Origin of the sequence: Alcaligenes sp. DN25 (assembly GCF_023674485.1) — a bacterium.
GTDB classification, from domain to species: Bacteria; Pseudomonadota; Gammaproteobacteria; order Burkholderiales; family Burkholderiaceae_B; genus Alcaligenes; species Alcaligenes phenolicus.
Map to the genome: position 1 here is coordinate 211,557 of NZ_CP098408.1, position 16,700 is coordinate 228,256.

Below are 16,700 nucleotides of genomic sequence, written 5' to 3' on the forward strand. Positions count from 1 at the left end.
CCACAGGGGAGCGACATGAGTGTGAATTGGAAAGAATTGTCGGGTTGGGCATCGGTGCAAGGCCAATGGCTGCGCCGTCGTCATTTCAATGCCGAAATGTTGGGCCATCTGGCTGAGCAGATCCGCAAGGGTGAAGAGAACCATAGTGGTGAACTGGTCGTGGCGATTGAAGCGGTTTTGCCCGCCCATGAAGCCGATAGCGCCCAGCGTGCCCTTGAGGTCTTCGGTCGTTTACGTGTCTGGGACACACCCTTGAACTCCGGCGTCTTGCTGTATCTGGCCTTGGGTCAGCGCCGTATCCACATCATTGCAGACCGGGGCATCAAGGCCGATCAGGCTCAATGGGCACAGATCTGTCAGCAGTTGGAAAAAGATCTGGCTTCGCGTGAGTATTTGTCTGGTTTGCTGGCCGCTGTCAGCGCGATTGAAACCGTCTTACAACAAGGCGCTCCGGCGCAGACTCCAGGCGTGGCGGCAGTCAATGCCTTGCCTGACGAACCTGTACTTCTTTAAGTGATGGCCAGTGCCATGAAACCGTCTGAATCCGTCGGCTCCTGGCAGCAGCAAACTCTGGTTGAAGCCATACGTTTGCGCGAGACCCTGTGGGGGCCTGTTGAAGACCTGTCTGAATCGCGCCGTGCGCGGGCGGCAGGCGGCTCCTTTGCCCAACGTGTGTCGGCTCGGGCCTTGGCGCTGGCGCGACGCGATGGGCTGGAACAAGCCTGGACGCGCTGGTGGCGTGTTGCCCGCCTTCTATTGATTGCCATGGCGGTGCTGGCCTTGCTGGCCGGGGCCGGTACAGCCGCGGGTGCATTGGGCGATGGCAGTCGAGCCGTGAATGTAGTGACGGCTTTGGGTGCGTTGCTGGGTCTGCACATACTGACTTTTATTTTCTGGCTGTTCAGCCTGGCCTGGTCGGGCAAAAGTAGCGGCACAGGCAGTTGGGCCGGGGATGCCTGGTGGTGGCTCAGTCGCCGCTTCGTCAAAGGCGATGCCAGTCTGGTTCCCCAGGCTTTTGCCGCCGTGCTGGCGCGCCGGGGCAGCCAGTCCTGGCTAGCAGGCCTGATCAGCCATAGCTTGTGGGTGTTGGCCTTTTTGTCGGCTCTGAGCACCCTGCTGTTACTGCTGGCTTCACGCCGCTACCACTTCAATTGGGAAACCACGCTTTTGACGCCGGATACCTTTGTCTGGCTGGTTGAAGGCCTGGGCGTCCTGCCCTCCTTATTGGGCTTTGCCCTGCCCGATACCCTCACCATACGTAGCAGCGATGGCCTGCAAATGCTGGACGCCCAGGCTCAGGCCCTGTGGTCCAGCTGGTTATTGGGCGCGGTGGTGACTTATGGTTTGCTGCCTCGTGTGCTGGCTTTGGCCTGGAGCCTGTGGCAATGGCGTAAGCACACGGCTCGCTTGAGTCTGGACGACAGCTTGCCGGGTTTGGCAGAGCTGCGTCCTCGTTTGATGCCTGTTAGCGAGCCGACGGGTGTGGATGAATTGGCGTCGCCCGACAGAGTGGCGCGCATTCAAAACCAGCCAAGCACGCCTTTGGCGGCCAATGCACTGTGTGTGGTGGGGTTGGAGTTGCCACCAGAACATAGCTGGCCCCCTGCTTTCATGCAGGCGCAGATGCAGGATCTGGGGCGGGTGGACTCGCGGGCCGAGCGTCTGGATATTCTGGGCCGCTTGCAGTCTGCCAGCCCTCGTCATTTGTTGATGGTCTGTGATGCCGCTCAGACGCCGGATCGCGGGGTGGTGGCAACGCTGGTTGAATGGGCACAATTGGCGCAGCAGTCCGATGTGGTGTTGTTGGATGAAGCTTTGGCCGACCCGGATCAAACGCGCCGTCGTAGCTGGCATGAGCGTTTGGTGGCGGCAGGCTTTGCGCCTGGGCAGATTCACGATCAATGGCCTGACTTGTCTTTGAAGGAGCCATCATGAGTGCTGCGGCTTTGACGCTGGCGGTGGTGGGTCACACCAATACGGGCAAGACCTCTTTGCTGCGTACCCTGACACGGGACACGGAGTTCGGTCAGGTCAGCAATAGCCCTGGCACCACACGGCATGTGGAAGGCGCCAGGCTGACGGTGGACGGCGAGGCTTTGGTGGAGTTGTTCGACACTCCTGGTCTGGAAGACAGCATGGCCTTGCTGGACTTCATGGATCAGCTCAGCCAAGCCGGTGAACGTATTGATGGGCCAGAGCGGGTACGTCGTTTTCTGGAATCCCCAGCGGCACAGGGCCGTTTCGAGCAAGAAGCGCGCGTGTTGCGCAAGCTGCAATCCTGCGATGCAGGCTTGTATGTGGTGGATGCGCGCGATCCGGTCTTGAGCAAGCATAAGGACGAGCTGACCTTGCTGGCCTATAGCGGGCGGCCTTTGCTGCCTGTACTCAATTTCGTTCGTAGTCCGCAGGCGCGGGTGCAGGAATGGCGCAGTGCCTTGGCACGCTTGGGCCTTCATGCCTTGGCGGAATTCGATACGGTGGCACCGGCTTTGGATGGCGAGGCCTTGCTGTACGACAAGCTGGCGGTGCTGCTGGAGACGCATGCGGGGGTGTTGCAGCAGTTGAAGGTGGATTTGGCGCAGCAGGCAGTATTGCGGCGTCGGGATGCCTTGCGCTTGCTGGCAGAGCTGTTGATTGATGTGGCGGCCTGGCGTGTCAGTACACCCTCGGACAAGGAGTCCATGGAGCTGGCGGCACAGCAGCTAAGGGAGCCGGTGTTGGCCCGCGAGGCCAAGAGTGTGCAGGCTTTGCTCAAGCGCTACAGCTTTGGCCGTCAGGATGTGGTGGCGGATTTGCTGCATTTCGAGGGCGGCCGTTGGGGCATGGACTTGTTTGATCCCCAGGCTTTGAAGGAATTTGGCGTGCAGTTGGGCAAGGGTGTGGCTGCAGGTGCCATGGCAGGCGCCACGCTGGATGTGATGACAGGTGGCCTGAGCCTGGGAACCGGGACGGTTCTGGGCGCCTTGGCCGGTGGTTTGTGGCAAGGCGCGGATAAGTGGGGCCAGCGTTTGATGGGCAAGTTGCGGGGCGAGACGGAACTTAGCGTGGATGATGCCGTGCTGCGTTTGCTGGCTGTGCGGCAGCTAAGCTTGATTGCGGCTTTGGAGCGGCGCGGTCATGCCGCACAGACGCCGATTCGCCTGGGCGAGATTGATGCCGAGAATTTCGATCAGGCCTTGCAGCGGGAATTGAATGTCTGGCGGGCGCAAGGCCTGCCGGAGGAACTGGCGCAGGCACGGATACATCCGACCTGGTCTACCTTGCGCTCAGACTATGCGCCGGATTCGCGGCGGGAGACCTGTGTGCAGAGCTTGGTGCAGCGTTTGCTGGGGGCGCGTAATGGGCCGAATGCTAACGCTGTCAGGCAGGCGCAGGAATAATAAACCCCGGCTTATTTCTTTTCATCTTTCATTAAGTGCGCATAGCAAACCGGCGAGCTGGGTTCATTGCCGTCGTGTATGCGATCTTCTTCAAGCAAAGCCTGAATCACAGCCTGTTTGAGCACCGTCAGGTACGAGGTTTGCGGGTCGTGGGTGGCGGTTAGCAATTGCAGTTCGCCTTTGCGGGCCAGCTTCATCAAGGAGAGCAAGGAATCAGGATCATGCTCTAGCTGTTCCTGATAGCGACGCTGGAATTGCTCGGGCGAAAGATCGCCGCTATGAAAGCTTTTGCGTAATTCACTTGTGGGGCTGGCCTCGTGCAGCCACTGGATGTCGCCCAATTCGCCTTTGCTCAGGCCGCGTGGCCAGAGGCGGTCTGTGAGTACACGGGCCGATTTGCCGGCAGGCTCATGGACGGCGTCGTAAATGCGACTCAAGGTGATGGTGTAGGGCATGACTGGCTCCGGGAGCGTCAGGCTTTTTGTGTTCACGCGCTGGCGGTCAATGACTTATTGTCTATTTTTTCTGTGAGTCAGAGTCGCGTATCGACAGGTATCGGCGAATCGAGCCTCATGCAGACTAGCAAATGGTTGTGTAGCAGCCTTGCAGCCGTGTGTGGTGAGGTTTCGGATCGCCAATCACATTAGCTGCAAGGCTGCTGTTTTGTATTTATACGGCGTTTTACGCTTTCTTGCTGACCAGTCCGTAGACAAACAGGACGATGATGGCACCCACAATGGAACCGATCCAGCCTGCGCCTTCACCAGGCACGTACCAGCCCATGGTTTGTCCCAAGTAGCCTGCGACAAAGGAGCCGACAATACCCAGGATGGTGGTCATTATCCATCCCATTTTTTGATCGCCAGGCATGATGGCTCGTGCCAGCAAGCCTACGATAAAGCCCACAATAATCATGGAGATAATACCCATCGTGCTACTCCTGTTCTGTGTTTGCCGGTCTGGGATTCGGACCGCTCTGCTTATCTTAGGTATGGAGTTTTTAGGCGTCTATCGTTTTGCGTTTTTGAAACAGTTAAAAACGTCAGGTTTTGTAAATGGAGGGTGTGTAATCAGATTTGCTTAAGTCAGCAAGGCAGGTTTACGTTTTTGCACCCACTGTGTGGCCTGCTCATAGGCGTAGGACAGCTGCAGCACCGCCATGTCGGCCTGTGCAGGGCCCATGATCTGCAAGCCCATGGGCAATCCGGCTTCGTTAAAGCCGGCAGGCACGTTCATGACGGGCAGCCCTGCCAGAGAGCCGCCGATCACGATTTCCATCCAGCGGTGGTAGGTGTCCATTCTGCGCCCGGCGATTTCGCCAGGCCAGTGGGTGGTGCCAGCAAAGGGGAAGACCTGGGCGGTAGGCAGCACCAGATAGTCGTAGGTCTGGAACAGCTTGCGCAGGCTTTCGTACCATTTGCTGCGGTTGATGGAGGCTTGATAGACCTGCGCCCCGCTCAGGTTCAGGCCCCCCGCTACTTCCCAGATCGCCTCAGGCTTCATTTGGGCGCGCAGTTCCGGTTTGGCGTACAGGCTCTGTGCGCTTCCGGCTACGGTGAAGTGGCGCAGCGTCAGCCAGGTTTGCCATAGCTGCTCCATGGAGTAGTCGGGCTGGGCCGCTTCAACGGTGCAGCCTATGGCTTCAAAGCTCTTCAATGCGTTTTGGCACAGGTCCAGGATGCCGGCTTCCATAGGCAGGTAACCGTTGTAGTCGCCCAGCCAGCCAATGCGGGTGCCTTTGAAGTCGCGTTGCAGTTTCCCGGCGAATTGTTGTGGGTCTTGACCGATGCTAAGCGGGGCGCGAGCATCGAAACCGGCCTGGGTGGACAGCAGCATGGCCAGGTCGGACACGGTACGGCCCATGGGGCCTTCGTAGCCCATTTGCTGGAAGAACACTTCGGAGGATGGGCCATAGGGCACGCGGCCTTGGGAGGGGCGAAAGCCGTAGACGTTGTTGAAAGCACCGGGGTTGCGCAGGGAGCCCATCATGTCGCTGCCATCAGCGACGGGCAACATGCGGGTGGCCAGGGCCACGGCGGCCCCGCCACTGCTGCCGCCAGCACACAGATCGGGCTGGTAGGCATTGCCGGTGGTACCGAACACGGAGTTGTAGGTGTGCGACCCCAGGCCAAATTCCGGGGTATTGGTTTTACCGATCAGAATGGCACCGGATTGCCGCACGCGCTCCACGACGATGGCATCTTGTTTGGGCAGATAGTCCTTGAAAATCGGTGAACCGCTGGTGGTGACAATATCGACCGTGGCCGCCAGATCTTTGGGTGCCTGGGGCATGCCGTGCATCCAGCCCATGTACTGACCTGCTTTCAGTTGCTGATCGCGCTTGTCGGCCTGGGCCAGCAGGCCGCTGCGCTCTTGCAGGGACACAATGGCGTTGACCTTGGGGTTCACACGGTCGATGTGGTCCAGATAGGCCACCATCACTTCGCGGCAGGAGACTTGGCGTTGTGCGATCCAGCCCGACAGAGTCAACGCGTCGGCCATGATGATGTCTTGAGCCGTGCCTGGACCGGGAGCGGTTTTTGCGAGGGCCTGGCGTCCCAAGGAAGGGGCCATACCCGCCAGCGACAGCAGTCCGGTGGTTTTCAAAAAGCGGCGGCGTGTACCCAGCGGCGTTGGGGAATCAGTCATGTTTGTCTCCGGTGTTTTTGTAGGGCCATCCAAGTGGCCAAGCCATTCTATGCAGGTACAATGCGCGGCTCAAACGCCAAAAAATCATCAAGTTGATGCGGTCTGTGCATAAGCCGGTTCAAGCGTCAGCAAGGGGACAAGCATGGACTTTCGCAAGCTACGGCACTTTGTGGCCGTTTGCGAACACGGTACGTTTCACCGGGCCGCGCAAGCTGTCCACTTAAGCCAGTCTGCCTTGAGCCGTAGCATTCAGGCTCTGGAGCAGGAGCTGGGTGTGCCGCTGTTTGATCGCAGCAGTCAGCGCATTTTCTTGACGCCTTATGGTCGGGTACTGCTGGAGCGAGCCCCCCGGGTTTTGCAGGAAGGCCGTGCCTTGCAGCGCGAGCTGGCCTTGCTGCAGGGCGAGGACGCGGGCAGTCTGCGTTTGGGCTTAAGTTCGACCCCCGCCGCGGTCTTGCTGCATCCGTGCATGGTGGCGCTGCTCGACGAGTACCCGCGTTTGCGTGTGGACGCGGTGATTGGCCGCACGCTGGAACTGATCGAAGGTTTGCGCCGGGAACACTACGATATGGTGGTGCTGGACGTCAGCGCGGTGACTGATGTGCGTGGCCTGGATATTGAGTATTTGCCTGCCATGGAAGGCGATATGCTGGTACGCGAAGGCCACCCGCTGTTGCAGCTGGAGTCGCTGGACTTTGCTGCGATCAGCCAGTATCCCGTGGCCTGCTCCGTGATCAGTGATGATTTGACTGACCGTCTGATTGCCGAGTTTGGCGCCCAAGGCCATCCCGACAGCTTTGTACGCTTTTGTTGTGATAGCTTCAGCATTCAGCGCGATGTGGTACTGGATAGCGATATGGTCTTGATGAGTGTGCTGGCGGCGGTACGGCGCGATATTGATGCCGGTGATCTGGTGCCGCTGGGCTTTTTTTCTTCTTCCTTGTCCGGGCACTATGCCTTGGTGCGTTTGTCGGGTCGCACGCAACTGCCGGCTCTGGATATTGTGTACGATCTGGCGCGTCGCCTGTGCAGGGCCTAGGCTAGACGCCCCGCTTTCTGATCTGCCTTGTTTGAGGGTTTGCTGATGACGATTCCCTTGCCCATTCTGGACCTGAAGCAGTCAGGTGCCGAACACGTTTTTCGCGCTTTCATCGGCTGGTGGCCAGACGCGCAAACCCGCGCCTGGCTGGCGGAGCAGGCGCTGCACGCACATGCGATTTATGGCGGGCGGATGATGCAGCCTGATCACTTTCACTTGACCCTGGCGTTTCTGGACGGCAGCCGTGTGTCGGATCTGCAGACTTTGGCGACACAGATGGCGCAATGGACGGTGCCGCAGATCAAGTTGGATCTGACCATACGGGATGTATTCGAGAAACCAAGGGTAGTGTGGGCCGGGCCGGACGAGTCGCAAACTCAGGCACTGGCGGCCTTGCAGCAGTGGCATGATGAGATCTGGGCCAAGCTGAGTGCTTTAGGCTGGACGCAGCCGCCGCGTCGTTTTCGCCCGCATGTGTCCTTGTTGCGCCATGCGCGGATTGCCGCCGGTCAGTCCCATTGCCATGCTTTGCCCACGCAGGCCTTTGTGGGTGATGGTGCCGGTCTGATCGTGTCCGTTCCCGGTGAGCTGCGTAGCCAATATCATCTGGCCGCCCTGATGAAGCCTGAAAGGACAGGTGCATGAATATCCGCTTTTTAGAAACCTTTATCTGGATTGCCCGTTTGGGTAGTTTCCGTGCGGCAGCGAACAAGCAGCATCTGACACAAGCCGCCGTGTCGGGGCGGATTGCAGCCCTGGAAGCCGAGTTCCAGAAAACCCTGTTCGAGCGGGGCCACCGCGATCTACGCCTGACTCCGGCAGGTCGAAAATTGATGCAGTACGCCGAGCAGATGCTGGGCATGGAGCACGATTTACGTGAAGCACTGGCAGGCTCCAGCCGCTTGAGTGGTCGGGTACGCCTGGGCGTGGTCGAGTCCATTGTGCATACCTGGTTCAAGGATTTGATTCGTCAGCTGCATGCGCTCTACCCCGAACTGGAAATTGAGCTGACCGCCGAGTCCACCTTGCGCCTTCACGACTTGCTCAAGCGCGGCACCATTGATGTGGCCTTGCAGACCGACCCCATCATGGGGGACGGCATACGCAACTTGCCCATGGGCTCCATGCGCATGGGCTGGGTATGCATGGCCGATGAGTCCATGCCGGTACGCAGCGGTTTGCAGGAGCTGGTGCAACGCTGGCCTTTGGTGACCTTCCCTCGTGGTTCCCAGCCGCATCTGGCCTTGGTGCAGCTGCTTGAGCCCTTGCCTGTGGATCAGGCCCGGATTCACTACGTTTCTTCAATTGCCGCCAGCACGCAATTGATCGAAGCCCAGCCTTGCATTGCCACCTTGCCCCTGGCGGCAGTCAGCCGTCAGCTGGACAGCGGTCTGTACCAGGAAATTGTTTGCGAACATGCCTTGCCTGATTTGCGCCTGGTCGCCAGTTGGCGGCCCGACCCTTTAACGCAGACCGCTCAAGCGGTGATTGGCGTGGCGCTGGAGCGCATGCACCATTTTGCTGCCCAGCATCCTGGCCTGGCTTTACCCCCGCCAGACACGCGTGTCTTCGCGATTTAGCCTTTGAGGGTTTTCCCCTTGCCTGCGCATGTGTACTGAGCGTGGGCTTGCTTGATAATCTATATACCGCGCCATTCGCTTGATCTGATCGCTTTTTCTTATTGCCCCAGGCTGAAATAAACCGTTTGGAATCTGCTTGGCAGCCGTTGGACACTCCCACAAAGAGTGTGCAATGACCTTGATTCGGGAGGGCTGTCGTGTCTGCTACTTTTCGCACTGATCGTGATGCGCCGGGGGAACTGTTCATCTGGACAGACATCGCCCCAGAGCATGAGCAGGATTTCAATCAATGGTATGAGCGCGAGCACATGGCTGAACGCGCTGCCATACCGGGTTTTCAATGGTCGCGCCGTTATGTGCGCCAAGGCGCCGGGTGCAAGTATCTGGCCTTGTATCGCACCGAGTCCCTGCGGGTTTTTGGGACGGCAGAATACAAGAAGGCCTTTGAGCAGCAAACGGATTGGTCCAATACCAACTTTGCCCGCATGAGCAATACCCAGCGGCGCGTGATGGCGGTGTCCTTGCTGGGCGGTGCCGGTACCGGCGCCGTGGTCTTGCTGGTGCGTTTGCCGGAGGCAGCACAACTGGATGTGCTGGCAGCTCAGAGTTCAGCCTATCTGGAGCAAACCGATGGCCTGCTGGCCTTGCGTGTGCTGACGCCAGACCCAGAGCTTTCGACCCCTTTGCCGTCCGAGGATACGCAGCAGCGCAGCCTGGACCCCTACCTGGTGGCGGATCTGACCACCTTGAATGCTGCTCGTACCCTGGCTGCCCGTTTGCAGCAGGATCTGGGGGTGGCGACCAACGATGTATCCGAGTTTTCTTTGTTGTGGGATCTGCAGTCACGGGATCTGAATGCAAGCCGCTCATAAGGCGGCCATCACCTCAATTCTTGGGAGAAGCGACATCATGATCAAAAAACTACTTTCCATGGCTTGCGTTCTGGCGCTGGCTGGCACCGCGCAGGCGGCGACCAACTGGAACATGAGTACCGAGCAGCCTGATAACAACTTCCTGACGCAAAACGCGCGTGAGTTTGCGGCAGACATCAAGGCGGCCACCAACGGGGAACTGAATATCAACGTGCAATCGAACTCGGTGCTGCTCAAGCGCCCCGAGGTCAAGCGCGGTGTACAGCAAGGTGTGGTGCAGGCTGGTGAAATGCTGGTGGCGGCCATTGGCAATGAAGATCCTTTGTTCGAGGTCGATAGTGTGCCGTTCCTGGCCTCGTCCTTCGATCAGTCGGAAAAACTGTGGAAAGCCACTCGTCCCTTCCTGGCCGAGCGTCTGGACAAGCAAGGCATTGTGCTGGTCTATGGCTCGCCCTGGCCACCACAAGGCATCTACACCAAAAAGCCGGTGGAGCAGCTCTCTGATCTGGCTGGTGTCCGTTTCCGTGCCTACAGCCCCGCTACCAGCCGCCTGGTTTCCTTGATGGGAGCAGTGCCCACCACGGTGCAAACACCCGAAGTGCCTCAGGCGTTTTCTACCGGCATTATTGATGCCATGCTGACTTCGCCCGCAACCGGGGTGGATTCGCAGGCTTGGGACTACGTGAAGTATTACTACGACGCCCAGGTCTTCATTCCACAAAGCTTTGTGATCATCAATAAGCGCGCCTTCCAGCGCCTGCCTGAAACTGTGCAAAAAGCCGTGCTGGATGCGGGTGCACGTGCCGAGGAGCGTGGTTGGGCCATGTCGCGCGAGCAAACGTCCAAGTTGACGCAAACCATGGCGGATAAAGGCATGGTAGTGGGTAATCTCAGCGAAAAACTGTCCAGCGAAATGCACGCGATTGGTCAAACCATGACCGAAGAGTGGCTGAAGAAAGCCGGTGCAGATGGTCAGAAGTTGCTTGACGCTTACCGTCAACCATAAGCAAGGGGTGCGTCCATGATCGTTCTGGAGCGTATGGCCAGAGTCTGCGGCGCACTGGCCGCATTCTTCCTGTGTTTGATCGGGGTTGTGGTGACTGCGCAGATTGTGGCGCGCCTGTTTTCCATGCAAATACCCGCCTCGGATGACTTTGCGGGCTGGTTTATGGCGGCGTCTATTTTCCTGGCGCTGCCTTATGCCATGTTGCGCGGGGATCATATCCGCGTCACGCTTTTGCTGCAGGTGATTCCTGAGCGTTTGCATCGCCCGTACGAGCTGCTGGCCACCACGATTGGTCTGGTGCTGGCCGCCTGGTGCACTTGGGAGACGGCTCATTTTGTTTATGAGTCCTTTATCTACAAGGAAGTGGCCCAGGGCATGGTGGCGGTACCTCTGTGGATTCCGCAACTGGGTATGCCGATTGGTCTGGGATTGTTGACCCTGATGTTGTTGCGGCGCTTGCTGCACGCGGCGCAAGGTCAAACACTGGAGGCAACTGAACATGGCTGATTTATCTCAGGCAATAGTGCTGTTTGTTGTTCTGCTTGCCTTGCTGGCCAGTGGCGTGTGGGTGGCGCTGGTTCTGATCGCTTGCGGTATTTTGTCTATCTTTCTGTATGCCGACGCGCCTGCAGGCATTATTTTTGCCACCAAGGCCTGGGACTCCTCGGCCAGTTGGGCCTTGACGGCCTTGCCCCTGTTTATCTGGATGGGGGAAATTCTGTATCGAACACGGTTGGCTGAAGATATGTTCAGCGGCCTGGGGCCGTGGGTACAGCGTTTGCCTGGGCGACTGGTGCACGTGAACACGTTTGGTTGCGGTATCTTTGCCGCGGTCAGTGGTTCCTCGGCGGCAACGGCTGCGACCATCGGGCGCATCTCCTTGCCCGAGTTGAAAGCGCGCGGCTACGACGACAGCATCAGCATTGGCTCCCTGGCCGGAGCAGGGACCTTGGGCCTGTTGATTCCACCGTCCATTGTGATGATTGTGTATGCCGTTGCTGCTCAGGTTTCCATCATCCGCCTGTTTGTGGCGGGTGTGCTGCCCGGCATCATGCTGATGTGCCTGTTCTCGCTGTACATCGCGATCTGGTCCTTGCGCCACCCGGACCGTGTGCCTGCTGATGTCGAAACCTTGACCTGGGGCGAGAAAGTTCGCCGTCTGCGCTTGCTCTTGCCCGTGGTGCTGCTGATCATGGCGGTGATCGGCTCGATCTACGGCGGTATCGCCACCGCCACCGAAGCCGCGGTGCTGGGTGTGATCGGCTCTTTGGTCATCGCTGCGTTTGGACGATCGCTTAACTGGAAGAATTTTGTGGAGAGTTTGCTGGGGGCGGCACGGACCTCCTGCATGATTTCCTTCATCCTGATCGGTGCTGCTTACCTGACCAGTGCCATGAGCTTTACCGGACTGCCTGCGAATCTGGCCGCCTGGATCGGCTCCCTGGGTCTGAGCCAATACGCCTTGATTGCCGTATTGACTGTGTTTTTTGTGATTCTGGGTGCGTTCCTGGATGGCATCTCGATTGTGGTCCTGACCACATCGGTCTTGCTGCCTGCCGTGATTGCGGCGGGTATTGATCCAATCTGGTTCGGTGTCTACCTGATCCTGACAGTGGAAATGGCGCAGATCACCCCGCCTATTGGCTTTAACCTGTTTGTGATTCAGGGCATTACCGGACGCAATCTGTTTGAGCTGGTGCGCATGGCGTTTCCGTTTTTCCTGTTGCTGGTTCTGGCGACAGCCCTGGTGACGATATTCCCGCAAATCGTCATGGTCTTGCCCAACGCCATGTAAGGGGGAAGGGAGATGGCAATGGCTTACGTAACTCTGGGTTCTCAGCGCTACAAGGTAGAGCGCGCCTGGACTCAGGCGGACATCAGCAGTATCACCAGTGTGGCGGTGCTGGCTGATGGGCGCATCGCCGCCTTGCTGCGTCGCCCGGCCTGCGTGCTGGTGCTGGCACCGGATGGGCAGGTGTCGGCGCGCTGGCCCCTGGAGGAAATCCTGTGTCCGCACCATATCAGCGCCCGGCCGCAAGGTGGGGTGCTGGTCACGGATCTGGACGGGCATCAGGTTCTGGCGCTGGACGCCCAAGGCAATGAGCAATGGCGTTTGGGCAAACCCGAGCAGCCTCGCTGGCAAGAGCCCTTCAACCATCCCACGCATGCTGTCGAGTGCGCCGATGGGGGCTTATGGGTCACCGATGGCTACGGCAATACGGTGGTCCATCGCTTTGACCCGCAACGCCAATGGCTGGCGGCATTAGGCGCGCCGGGCTCTGGTCCCTTGCAGTTCAGCACCCCCCATATGCTGGCCTGTGCCGCCGACGGCTCGGTCTGGGTGGCTGATCGGGAGAACAACCGTGTCCAGCACCTGGATGCGCAAGGCCGTTATCTGGGCGAGCTGCGCCCCATGCACAAGCCCATGGCGGTAGCTGTGCAAACAGACGGTACGGTGTTAGTTAGTGACCAAACGGCCAGTCTGTCCTTGTTCGATCCGGATTCGGGCACCTTGGTGGGGCGTTGCCGGGTACAAGGCGTGTACGGGCACGGCCTGTCCGCCGGTTTGGATGGGCGCATTTATATAGCGGAAATGTTGCCGGATTGTTTGACCTGCTTACAGCCTGCTTAATTGTCCACAAAGCATGAAAAAGTAGTCGGCGCTATGGAAGCTCTCAGAGCAAATCCATTAGACTATGCGCATGAATACGTCCGTGCCTCTGTATGTTCGTACAGATTCCTCCGGCCAGCTGCAATTGCTAGGCGATTGGTCCTTGCGTCACTACGAAGCGCTGCAAAGCAGTTTGCGCTCGCTCAGTGACAAGCAGGGCCGTTGGTCTTTGGATTTCAGCGAACTGAAGTCGCTGGACACCACGGGAGCTCAAGTTCTCTGTGAATGGCTGGGTGCCGAGCGTGTGCAGGCGGCGCTGGACAGTGCGCAAGGCTTGTCCAAAGAGCGCCATCAATTATTGCAAACCGTTGCCAAGGCGATGAGCCGCATGGACCATGAGCAGTTGGTTCCGGCGCGTTGGGGCATTACAGATTTGTTCGAGCGCGTGGGCCTGTCCATGGTCCATATTTCGCGCAATGTGCGCGAGCTGCTGGGCTTTATCGGCCTGACGCTGGAAACCCTGATTCTGAACATGCTGCGGCCCAGCCAGTGGCGCGTTACGTCGATTGTGGCGCAGCTGGAAGAGACGGCCTTTAACGCCGTCCCTATCGTGGCTTTGCTGACTTTCCTGGTGGGCGCGGTGATCGCGTTTCTGGGGGCGACGGTGCTGGCGGACTTTGGTGCCACCATTTACACCGTAAACCTGGTCGGCTTTTCCTTTTTGCGTGAATTTGCGGTGCTCTTGACTGCTATCCTGATGGCAGGTCGCACCGCCAGTGCCTTTACCGCGCAGATCGGCTCCATGAAAGCGAACGAGGAAATCGACGCTTTACGTGCCCAAGGCTTGAATCCCATGCTGATTCTGGTCATTCCGCGTGTACTGGCCATGTTGCTGGCCATGCCTATTTTGACTTTCGTGGGGATGGTGGCCGGGATCTTTGGCGGTGGGCTGGTCTGCGCCCTGATTCTGGATATTTCACCCACCATGTTCATCAATATCTTCAATCAGGATATTGATTTGCGGCACTTTGTGCTGGGCATGGCCAAAGCCCCGATCTTTGCCTTTTTGATTGCCGTCATCGGTTGTCAGGAAGGTTTCAAAGTGACCGGTAGTGCGCAGTCCGTGGGTGAACATACGACCTCGGCAGTGGTGCAGTCCATCTTTATCGTGATCCTGATTGATGCGCTGGCAGCACTGTTTTTCATGGAGATGGGATGGTAGAGGCCACCGCTCGTCCCATTATTCAAGTACGTGACCTGGATAATCGCTTTGGCGATCACGTCGTGCACGAGCATCTGGATATGGATGTGTATCCCGGTGAAATCGTGGGCGTGGTGGGCGGCTCCGGCACGGGCAAGTCCGTGCTGCTGCGCTCCATTCTGGGATTGCGCCCACCTACTGGCGGCACAGTACGCATTTTTGATCAGGAAATAGGCACGCTGTCACCCGAAGCCCGTTCGCGGCTGGAGCGTCGTTTAGGCGTGCTGTTCCAGCAAGGGGCTTTATTCTCCTCGCTGACGGTGGTGGAAAACATTGCCATGCCCCTGATCGAGCATATTGGCTTGTCCCGGTCTTCTGCAGAACATATCGCTGCCATGAAAATGTCTCTGGCGGGTTTGCCGGCCAACGCGGCCACCAAATATCCGGCAGAGCTGTCCGGTGGCATGATCAAGCGTGCCGCTCTGGCACGTGCTCTGGCGCTGGACCCGGAAATTCTGTTTCTGGACGAACCCACTGCCGGGCTGGACCCGGTCGGTGCGGGGGATTTTGACCAGCTTATTTTGACCTTGCGCGATGCGCTGGGATTGACCGTGTTTCTGGTTACACACGATCTGGATACGCTCTACACCATCTGTGATCGAGTGGCCGTGCTGGCGCAAAAGCGTGTGCTGGTTAACGACACATTGGCGCGTGTAGAGCAAGTTGATAACGACTGGATCCGGGAGTATTTCCACGGTCCACGGGGACGAGCCGCCGAACAGGCCCAAAACCGTCGTCAGGAGCATAGTTAATGGAACCGCGTGCCCATCATGTATTGATCGGGGTCTTTACCTTGGTAGTGGCTGTGGCTGCTGTCCTGTTCTCGCTTTGGCTGGCCAAGGCGGGGCAAGATGCCGAGACCCGCGATTACGATATTGTCTTTCTGGAAGGTGTGCGTGGTCTGTCTCGTGGCAGCGCCGTGCAGTACAACGGCTTGCGGGTTGGTGAGGTGCGCTCGCTGCGCCTGGATCCGCACGATTTGCAGCGTGTGCGTGCGCAAGTGTCAATTCAGGCCGCGATCCCTATTCACGAAGATACCCAGGCGCGCCTGGCACTGGCCGGCATTACCGGCCAATCCGTGATCGAACTTAGCGGGGGGACACCCAATAGCCCCTTGCTGGAAGCCACCGGCGATGGCCTGCCCATGATTGTGGCTTCGCCTTCCCCTCTGGCCCAGTTGATGGCCGGTGGTGAAGAGTTGATGACGCAAATTTCCAAGCTGCTGGAGAACGCCAATACCTTCTTGTCGTCCGAAAACTCCAAGTCCCTGTCCGCCAGTTTGCAAAAGCTGGAAGCCTTGATGGGCCAGCTCTCGACCGCTAGCGAAGGCGTGCCATCCCTGGTCAAGGAGTTGTCCCAGGCCAGCCAGCAAGCCACCACCTTGCTGTCGTCTACACAAGGTCTGGTAGACCGCCAGGGCACGCAAGCCATGAATGCCATCCAGAAATCCATGGAGGATTTCAGCCGTGCCACACAAAGCTTGAACAAGCTTTTGGAGCAGAATTCGGCCGCTATTGGCCGGGGTGCTCAGGGTCTGACCGAGATCGAACCCGCCTTGCGTGAATTGCGTCAGGTGCTGGCCGGTTTCCGTGCCGTCACCTCCCGTCTGGAAGATAATCCAGCCGGCTACCTTTTGGGTCGCGACAAATTACAGGAGTTCACACCATGATGCCCACTGTTGTGCGTCGTTTCTTGCAGATATCGCTAGTCGGTCTGGCCGTCTTGTCCACCGCCTGTTCGGTCCTGCCTCAGGCCGAATCCCTGACGTATTATCAGCTTCCCGCTACCAGTTTGAAGGCCCAGCAAGCGCCCGCTTCGCATAAGAGCCTGATTATTCAGGTGAACCGGCCCCACGCCGAGCGCCTGCTGGCCAGCTCGCGCATTACGGTTCTGCCTCAAGGTAACGAGCTAAGTGCCTACAAAGGCGTACGCTGGGGCGACGATGTGCCCGCCTTGTTGCGTAATCGACTGGCCGATGCCTTGCGTGACTCGGCTCAGTTCCGGGCGGTGGTGCTGGATACCGAATCTGTCATCGCTGATGTGGAAGTGGGCGGGACGTTGGGAGCTTTTCAGGTCGAATATATTAAGGGCGCCCCACGGGTACGGATTCAGTTTGATGCGTTAGTGCGCGATCAGCGCTCGGGCCAGTTGATTCAGACCCGTCGCTTTGTCGCTCAACAGGATGTTGTCGGCACGGCCGTGCCACAGGTGGTTGAAGCATTTGGGCAGGCCACGGATGCCTTGTCCCTGCAGGTCAGCCAATGGTTAGCTTCTTTAACGGTCCAGGCTAATACTCTTTAAT

General features: G+C 58.5%; 18 protein-coding genes. 15 read left to right on the forward strand and 3 right to left on the reverse strand.

Annotated features, from left to right (window positions below; all coding sequences use genetic code 11):
- Positions 1-15: 15 nt before the first annotated feature.
- From NBV64_RS00920 to NBV64_RS00930, 3 genes are read left to right on the forward strand one after another with little or no spacing between them, the layout of a single operon-like run.
- Entirely contained in the window at positions 16-513 is a 498-nt protein-coding gene (locus NBV64_RS00920) for a TPM domain-containing protein (protein ID WP_250756459.1), read from the forward strand.
- 15 nt (positions 514-528) lie between these two features.
- The gene (locus NBV64_RS00925) at positions 529-1,935 is read left to right on the forward strand and encodes a DUF2868 domain-containing protein (RefSeq protein WP_250756460.1); all 1,407 of its coding nucleotides are present in this window, start codon (positions 529-531) and stop codon (positions 1,933-1,935) included.
- Positions 1,932-3,380 carry a DUF3482 domain-containing protein gene (locus NBV64_RS00930; RefSeq protein WP_250756461.1) on the forward strand — a complete coding sequence of 483 codons (1,449 nt, stop codon included), beginning with the start codon at positions 1,932-1,934 and terminating at the stop codon, positions 3,378-3,380. The genes NBV64_RS00925 and NBV64_RS00930 overlap by 4 nt, the downstream gene beginning before the upstream one ends.
- A gap of 11 nt (positions 3,381-3,391) precedes the next feature.
- Here NBV64_RS00930 and NBV64_RS00935 read toward each other — a convergent pair whose 3' ends face one another.
- The 3 genes from NBV64_RS00935 to NBV64_RS00945 form a co-directional block, all read right to left on the reverse strand.
- Entirely contained in the window at positions 3,392-3,835 is a 444-nt protein-coding gene (locus NBV64_RS00935; protein WP_250756462.1) for a DUF488 domain-containing protein, read from the reverse strand.
- Between the two features lie 226 nt (positions 3,836-4,061).
- On the reverse strand, positions 4,062-4,310 hold the full coding sequence (locus tag NBV64_RS00940) for a GlsB/YeaQ/YmgE family stress response membrane protein (protein ID WP_026483834.1): 249 nt from the start codon (positions 4,308-4,310) through the stop codon (positions 4,062-4,064).
- 150 nt (positions 4,311-4,460) lie between these two features.
- Complete coding sequence (locus NBV64_RS00945; protein WP_250756463.1) at positions 4,461-6,029, reverse strand: amidase; 1,569 nt, start codon at positions 6,027-6,029, stop codon at positions 4,461-4,463.
- Between the two features lie 142 nt (positions 6,030-6,171).
- Here NBV64_RS00945 and NBV64_RS00950 point away from each other — a divergent pair, with 142 nt between their 5' ends.
- The 12 genes from NBV64_RS00950 to NBV64_RS01005 all read left to right on the forward strand — a co-directional run bounded on the left by NBV64_RS00950 (position 6,172) and on the right by NBV64_RS01005 (position 16,699).
- Positions 6,172-7,068 carry a LysR family transcriptional regulator gene (locus NBV64_RS00950; RefSeq protein WP_250756464.1) on the forward strand — a complete coding sequence of 299 codons (897 nt, stop codon included), beginning with the start codon at positions 6,172-6,174 and terminating at the stop codon, positions 7,066-7,068.
- A 45-nt stretch (positions 7,069-7,113) separates the two neighbouring features.
- A complete protein-coding gene (gene thpR, locus NBV64_RS00955; RefSeq protein WP_250756465.1) occupies positions 7,114-7,713 on the forward strand; it encodes an RNA 2',3'-cyclic phosphodiesterase in 600 nt (199 codons plus the stop codon).
- Positions 7,710-8,648, forward strand: coding sequence for a LysR family transcriptional regulator (locus NBV64_RS00960; RefSeq protein WP_009460222.1), 939 nt, complete (start codon positions 7,710-7,712; stop codon positions 8,646-8,648). Before thpR ends, NBV64_RS00960 begins: the two co-directional genes overlap by 4 nt.
- A gap of 197 nt (positions 8,649-8,845) precedes the next feature.
- On the forward strand, positions 8,846-9,520 hold the full coding sequence (locus NBV64_RS00965) for a DUF4286 family protein (RefSeq protein WP_250756466.1): 675 nt from the start codon (positions 8,846-8,848) through the stop codon (positions 9,518-9,520).
- A gap of 37 nt (positions 9,521-9,557) precedes the next feature.
- The gene (locus NBV64_RS00970) at positions 9,558-10,526 is read left to right on the forward strand and encodes a TRAP transporter substrate-binding protein (protein ID WP_009460211.1); all 969 of its coding nucleotides are present in this window, start codon (positions 9,558-9,560) and stop codon (positions 10,524-10,526) included.
- A 15-nt stretch (positions 10,527-10,541) separates the two neighbouring features.
- The gene (locus tag NBV64_RS00975; RefSeq protein WP_035268627.1) at positions 10,542-11,033 is read left to right on the forward strand and encodes a TRAP transporter small permease; all 492 of its coding nucleotides are present in this window, start codon (positions 10,542-10,544) and stop codon (positions 11,031-11,033) included.
- Positions 11,026-12,321 carry a TRAP transporter large permease gene (locus tag NBV64_RS00980; RefSeq protein WP_250756467.1) on the forward strand — a complete coding sequence of 432 codons (1,296 nt, stop codon included), beginning with the start codon at positions 11,026-11,028 and terminating at the stop codon, positions 12,319-12,321. The genes NBV64_RS00975 and NBV64_RS00980 overlap by 8 nt, the downstream gene beginning before the upstream one ends.
- An 18-nt stretch (positions 12,322-12,339) precedes the next feature.
- Positions 12,340-13,158, forward strand: coding sequence for an outer membrane protein assembly factor BamB family protein (locus NBV64_RS00985; RefSeq protein WP_009460205.1), 819 nt, complete (start codon positions 12,340-12,342; stop codon positions 13,156-13,158).
- Between the two features lie 64 nt (positions 13,159-13,222).
- Positions 13,223-14,359 (forward strand): ABC transporter permease, encoded by a 1,137-nt coding sequence (locus NBV64_RS00990; protein ID WP_009460199.1) that lies wholly within the window; start codon positions 13,223-13,225, stop codon positions 14,357-14,359.
- Entirely contained in the window at positions 14,353-15,150 is a 798-nt protein-coding gene (locus NBV64_RS00995; RefSeq protein WP_009460197.1) for an ABC transporter ATP-binding protein, read from the forward strand. Before NBV64_RS00990 ends, NBV64_RS00995 begins: the two co-directional genes overlap by 7 nt.
- Entirely contained in the window at positions 15,150-16,067 is a 918-nt protein-coding gene (locus NBV64_RS01000; RefSeq protein ID WP_009460195.1) for an MlaD family protein, read from the forward strand. The genes NBV64_RS00995 and NBV64_RS01000 overlap by 1 nt, the downstream gene beginning before the upstream one ends.
- Positions 16,064-16,699, forward strand: coding sequence for an ABC-type transport auxiliary lipoprotein family protein (locus NBV64_RS01005; RefSeq protein WP_009460193.1), 636 nt, complete (start codon positions 16,064-16,066; stop codon positions 16,697-16,699). Before NBV64_RS01000 ends, NBV64_RS01005 begins: the two co-directional genes overlap by 4 nt.
- The last annotated feature ends 1 nt before the right edge of the window (position 16,700 follow it).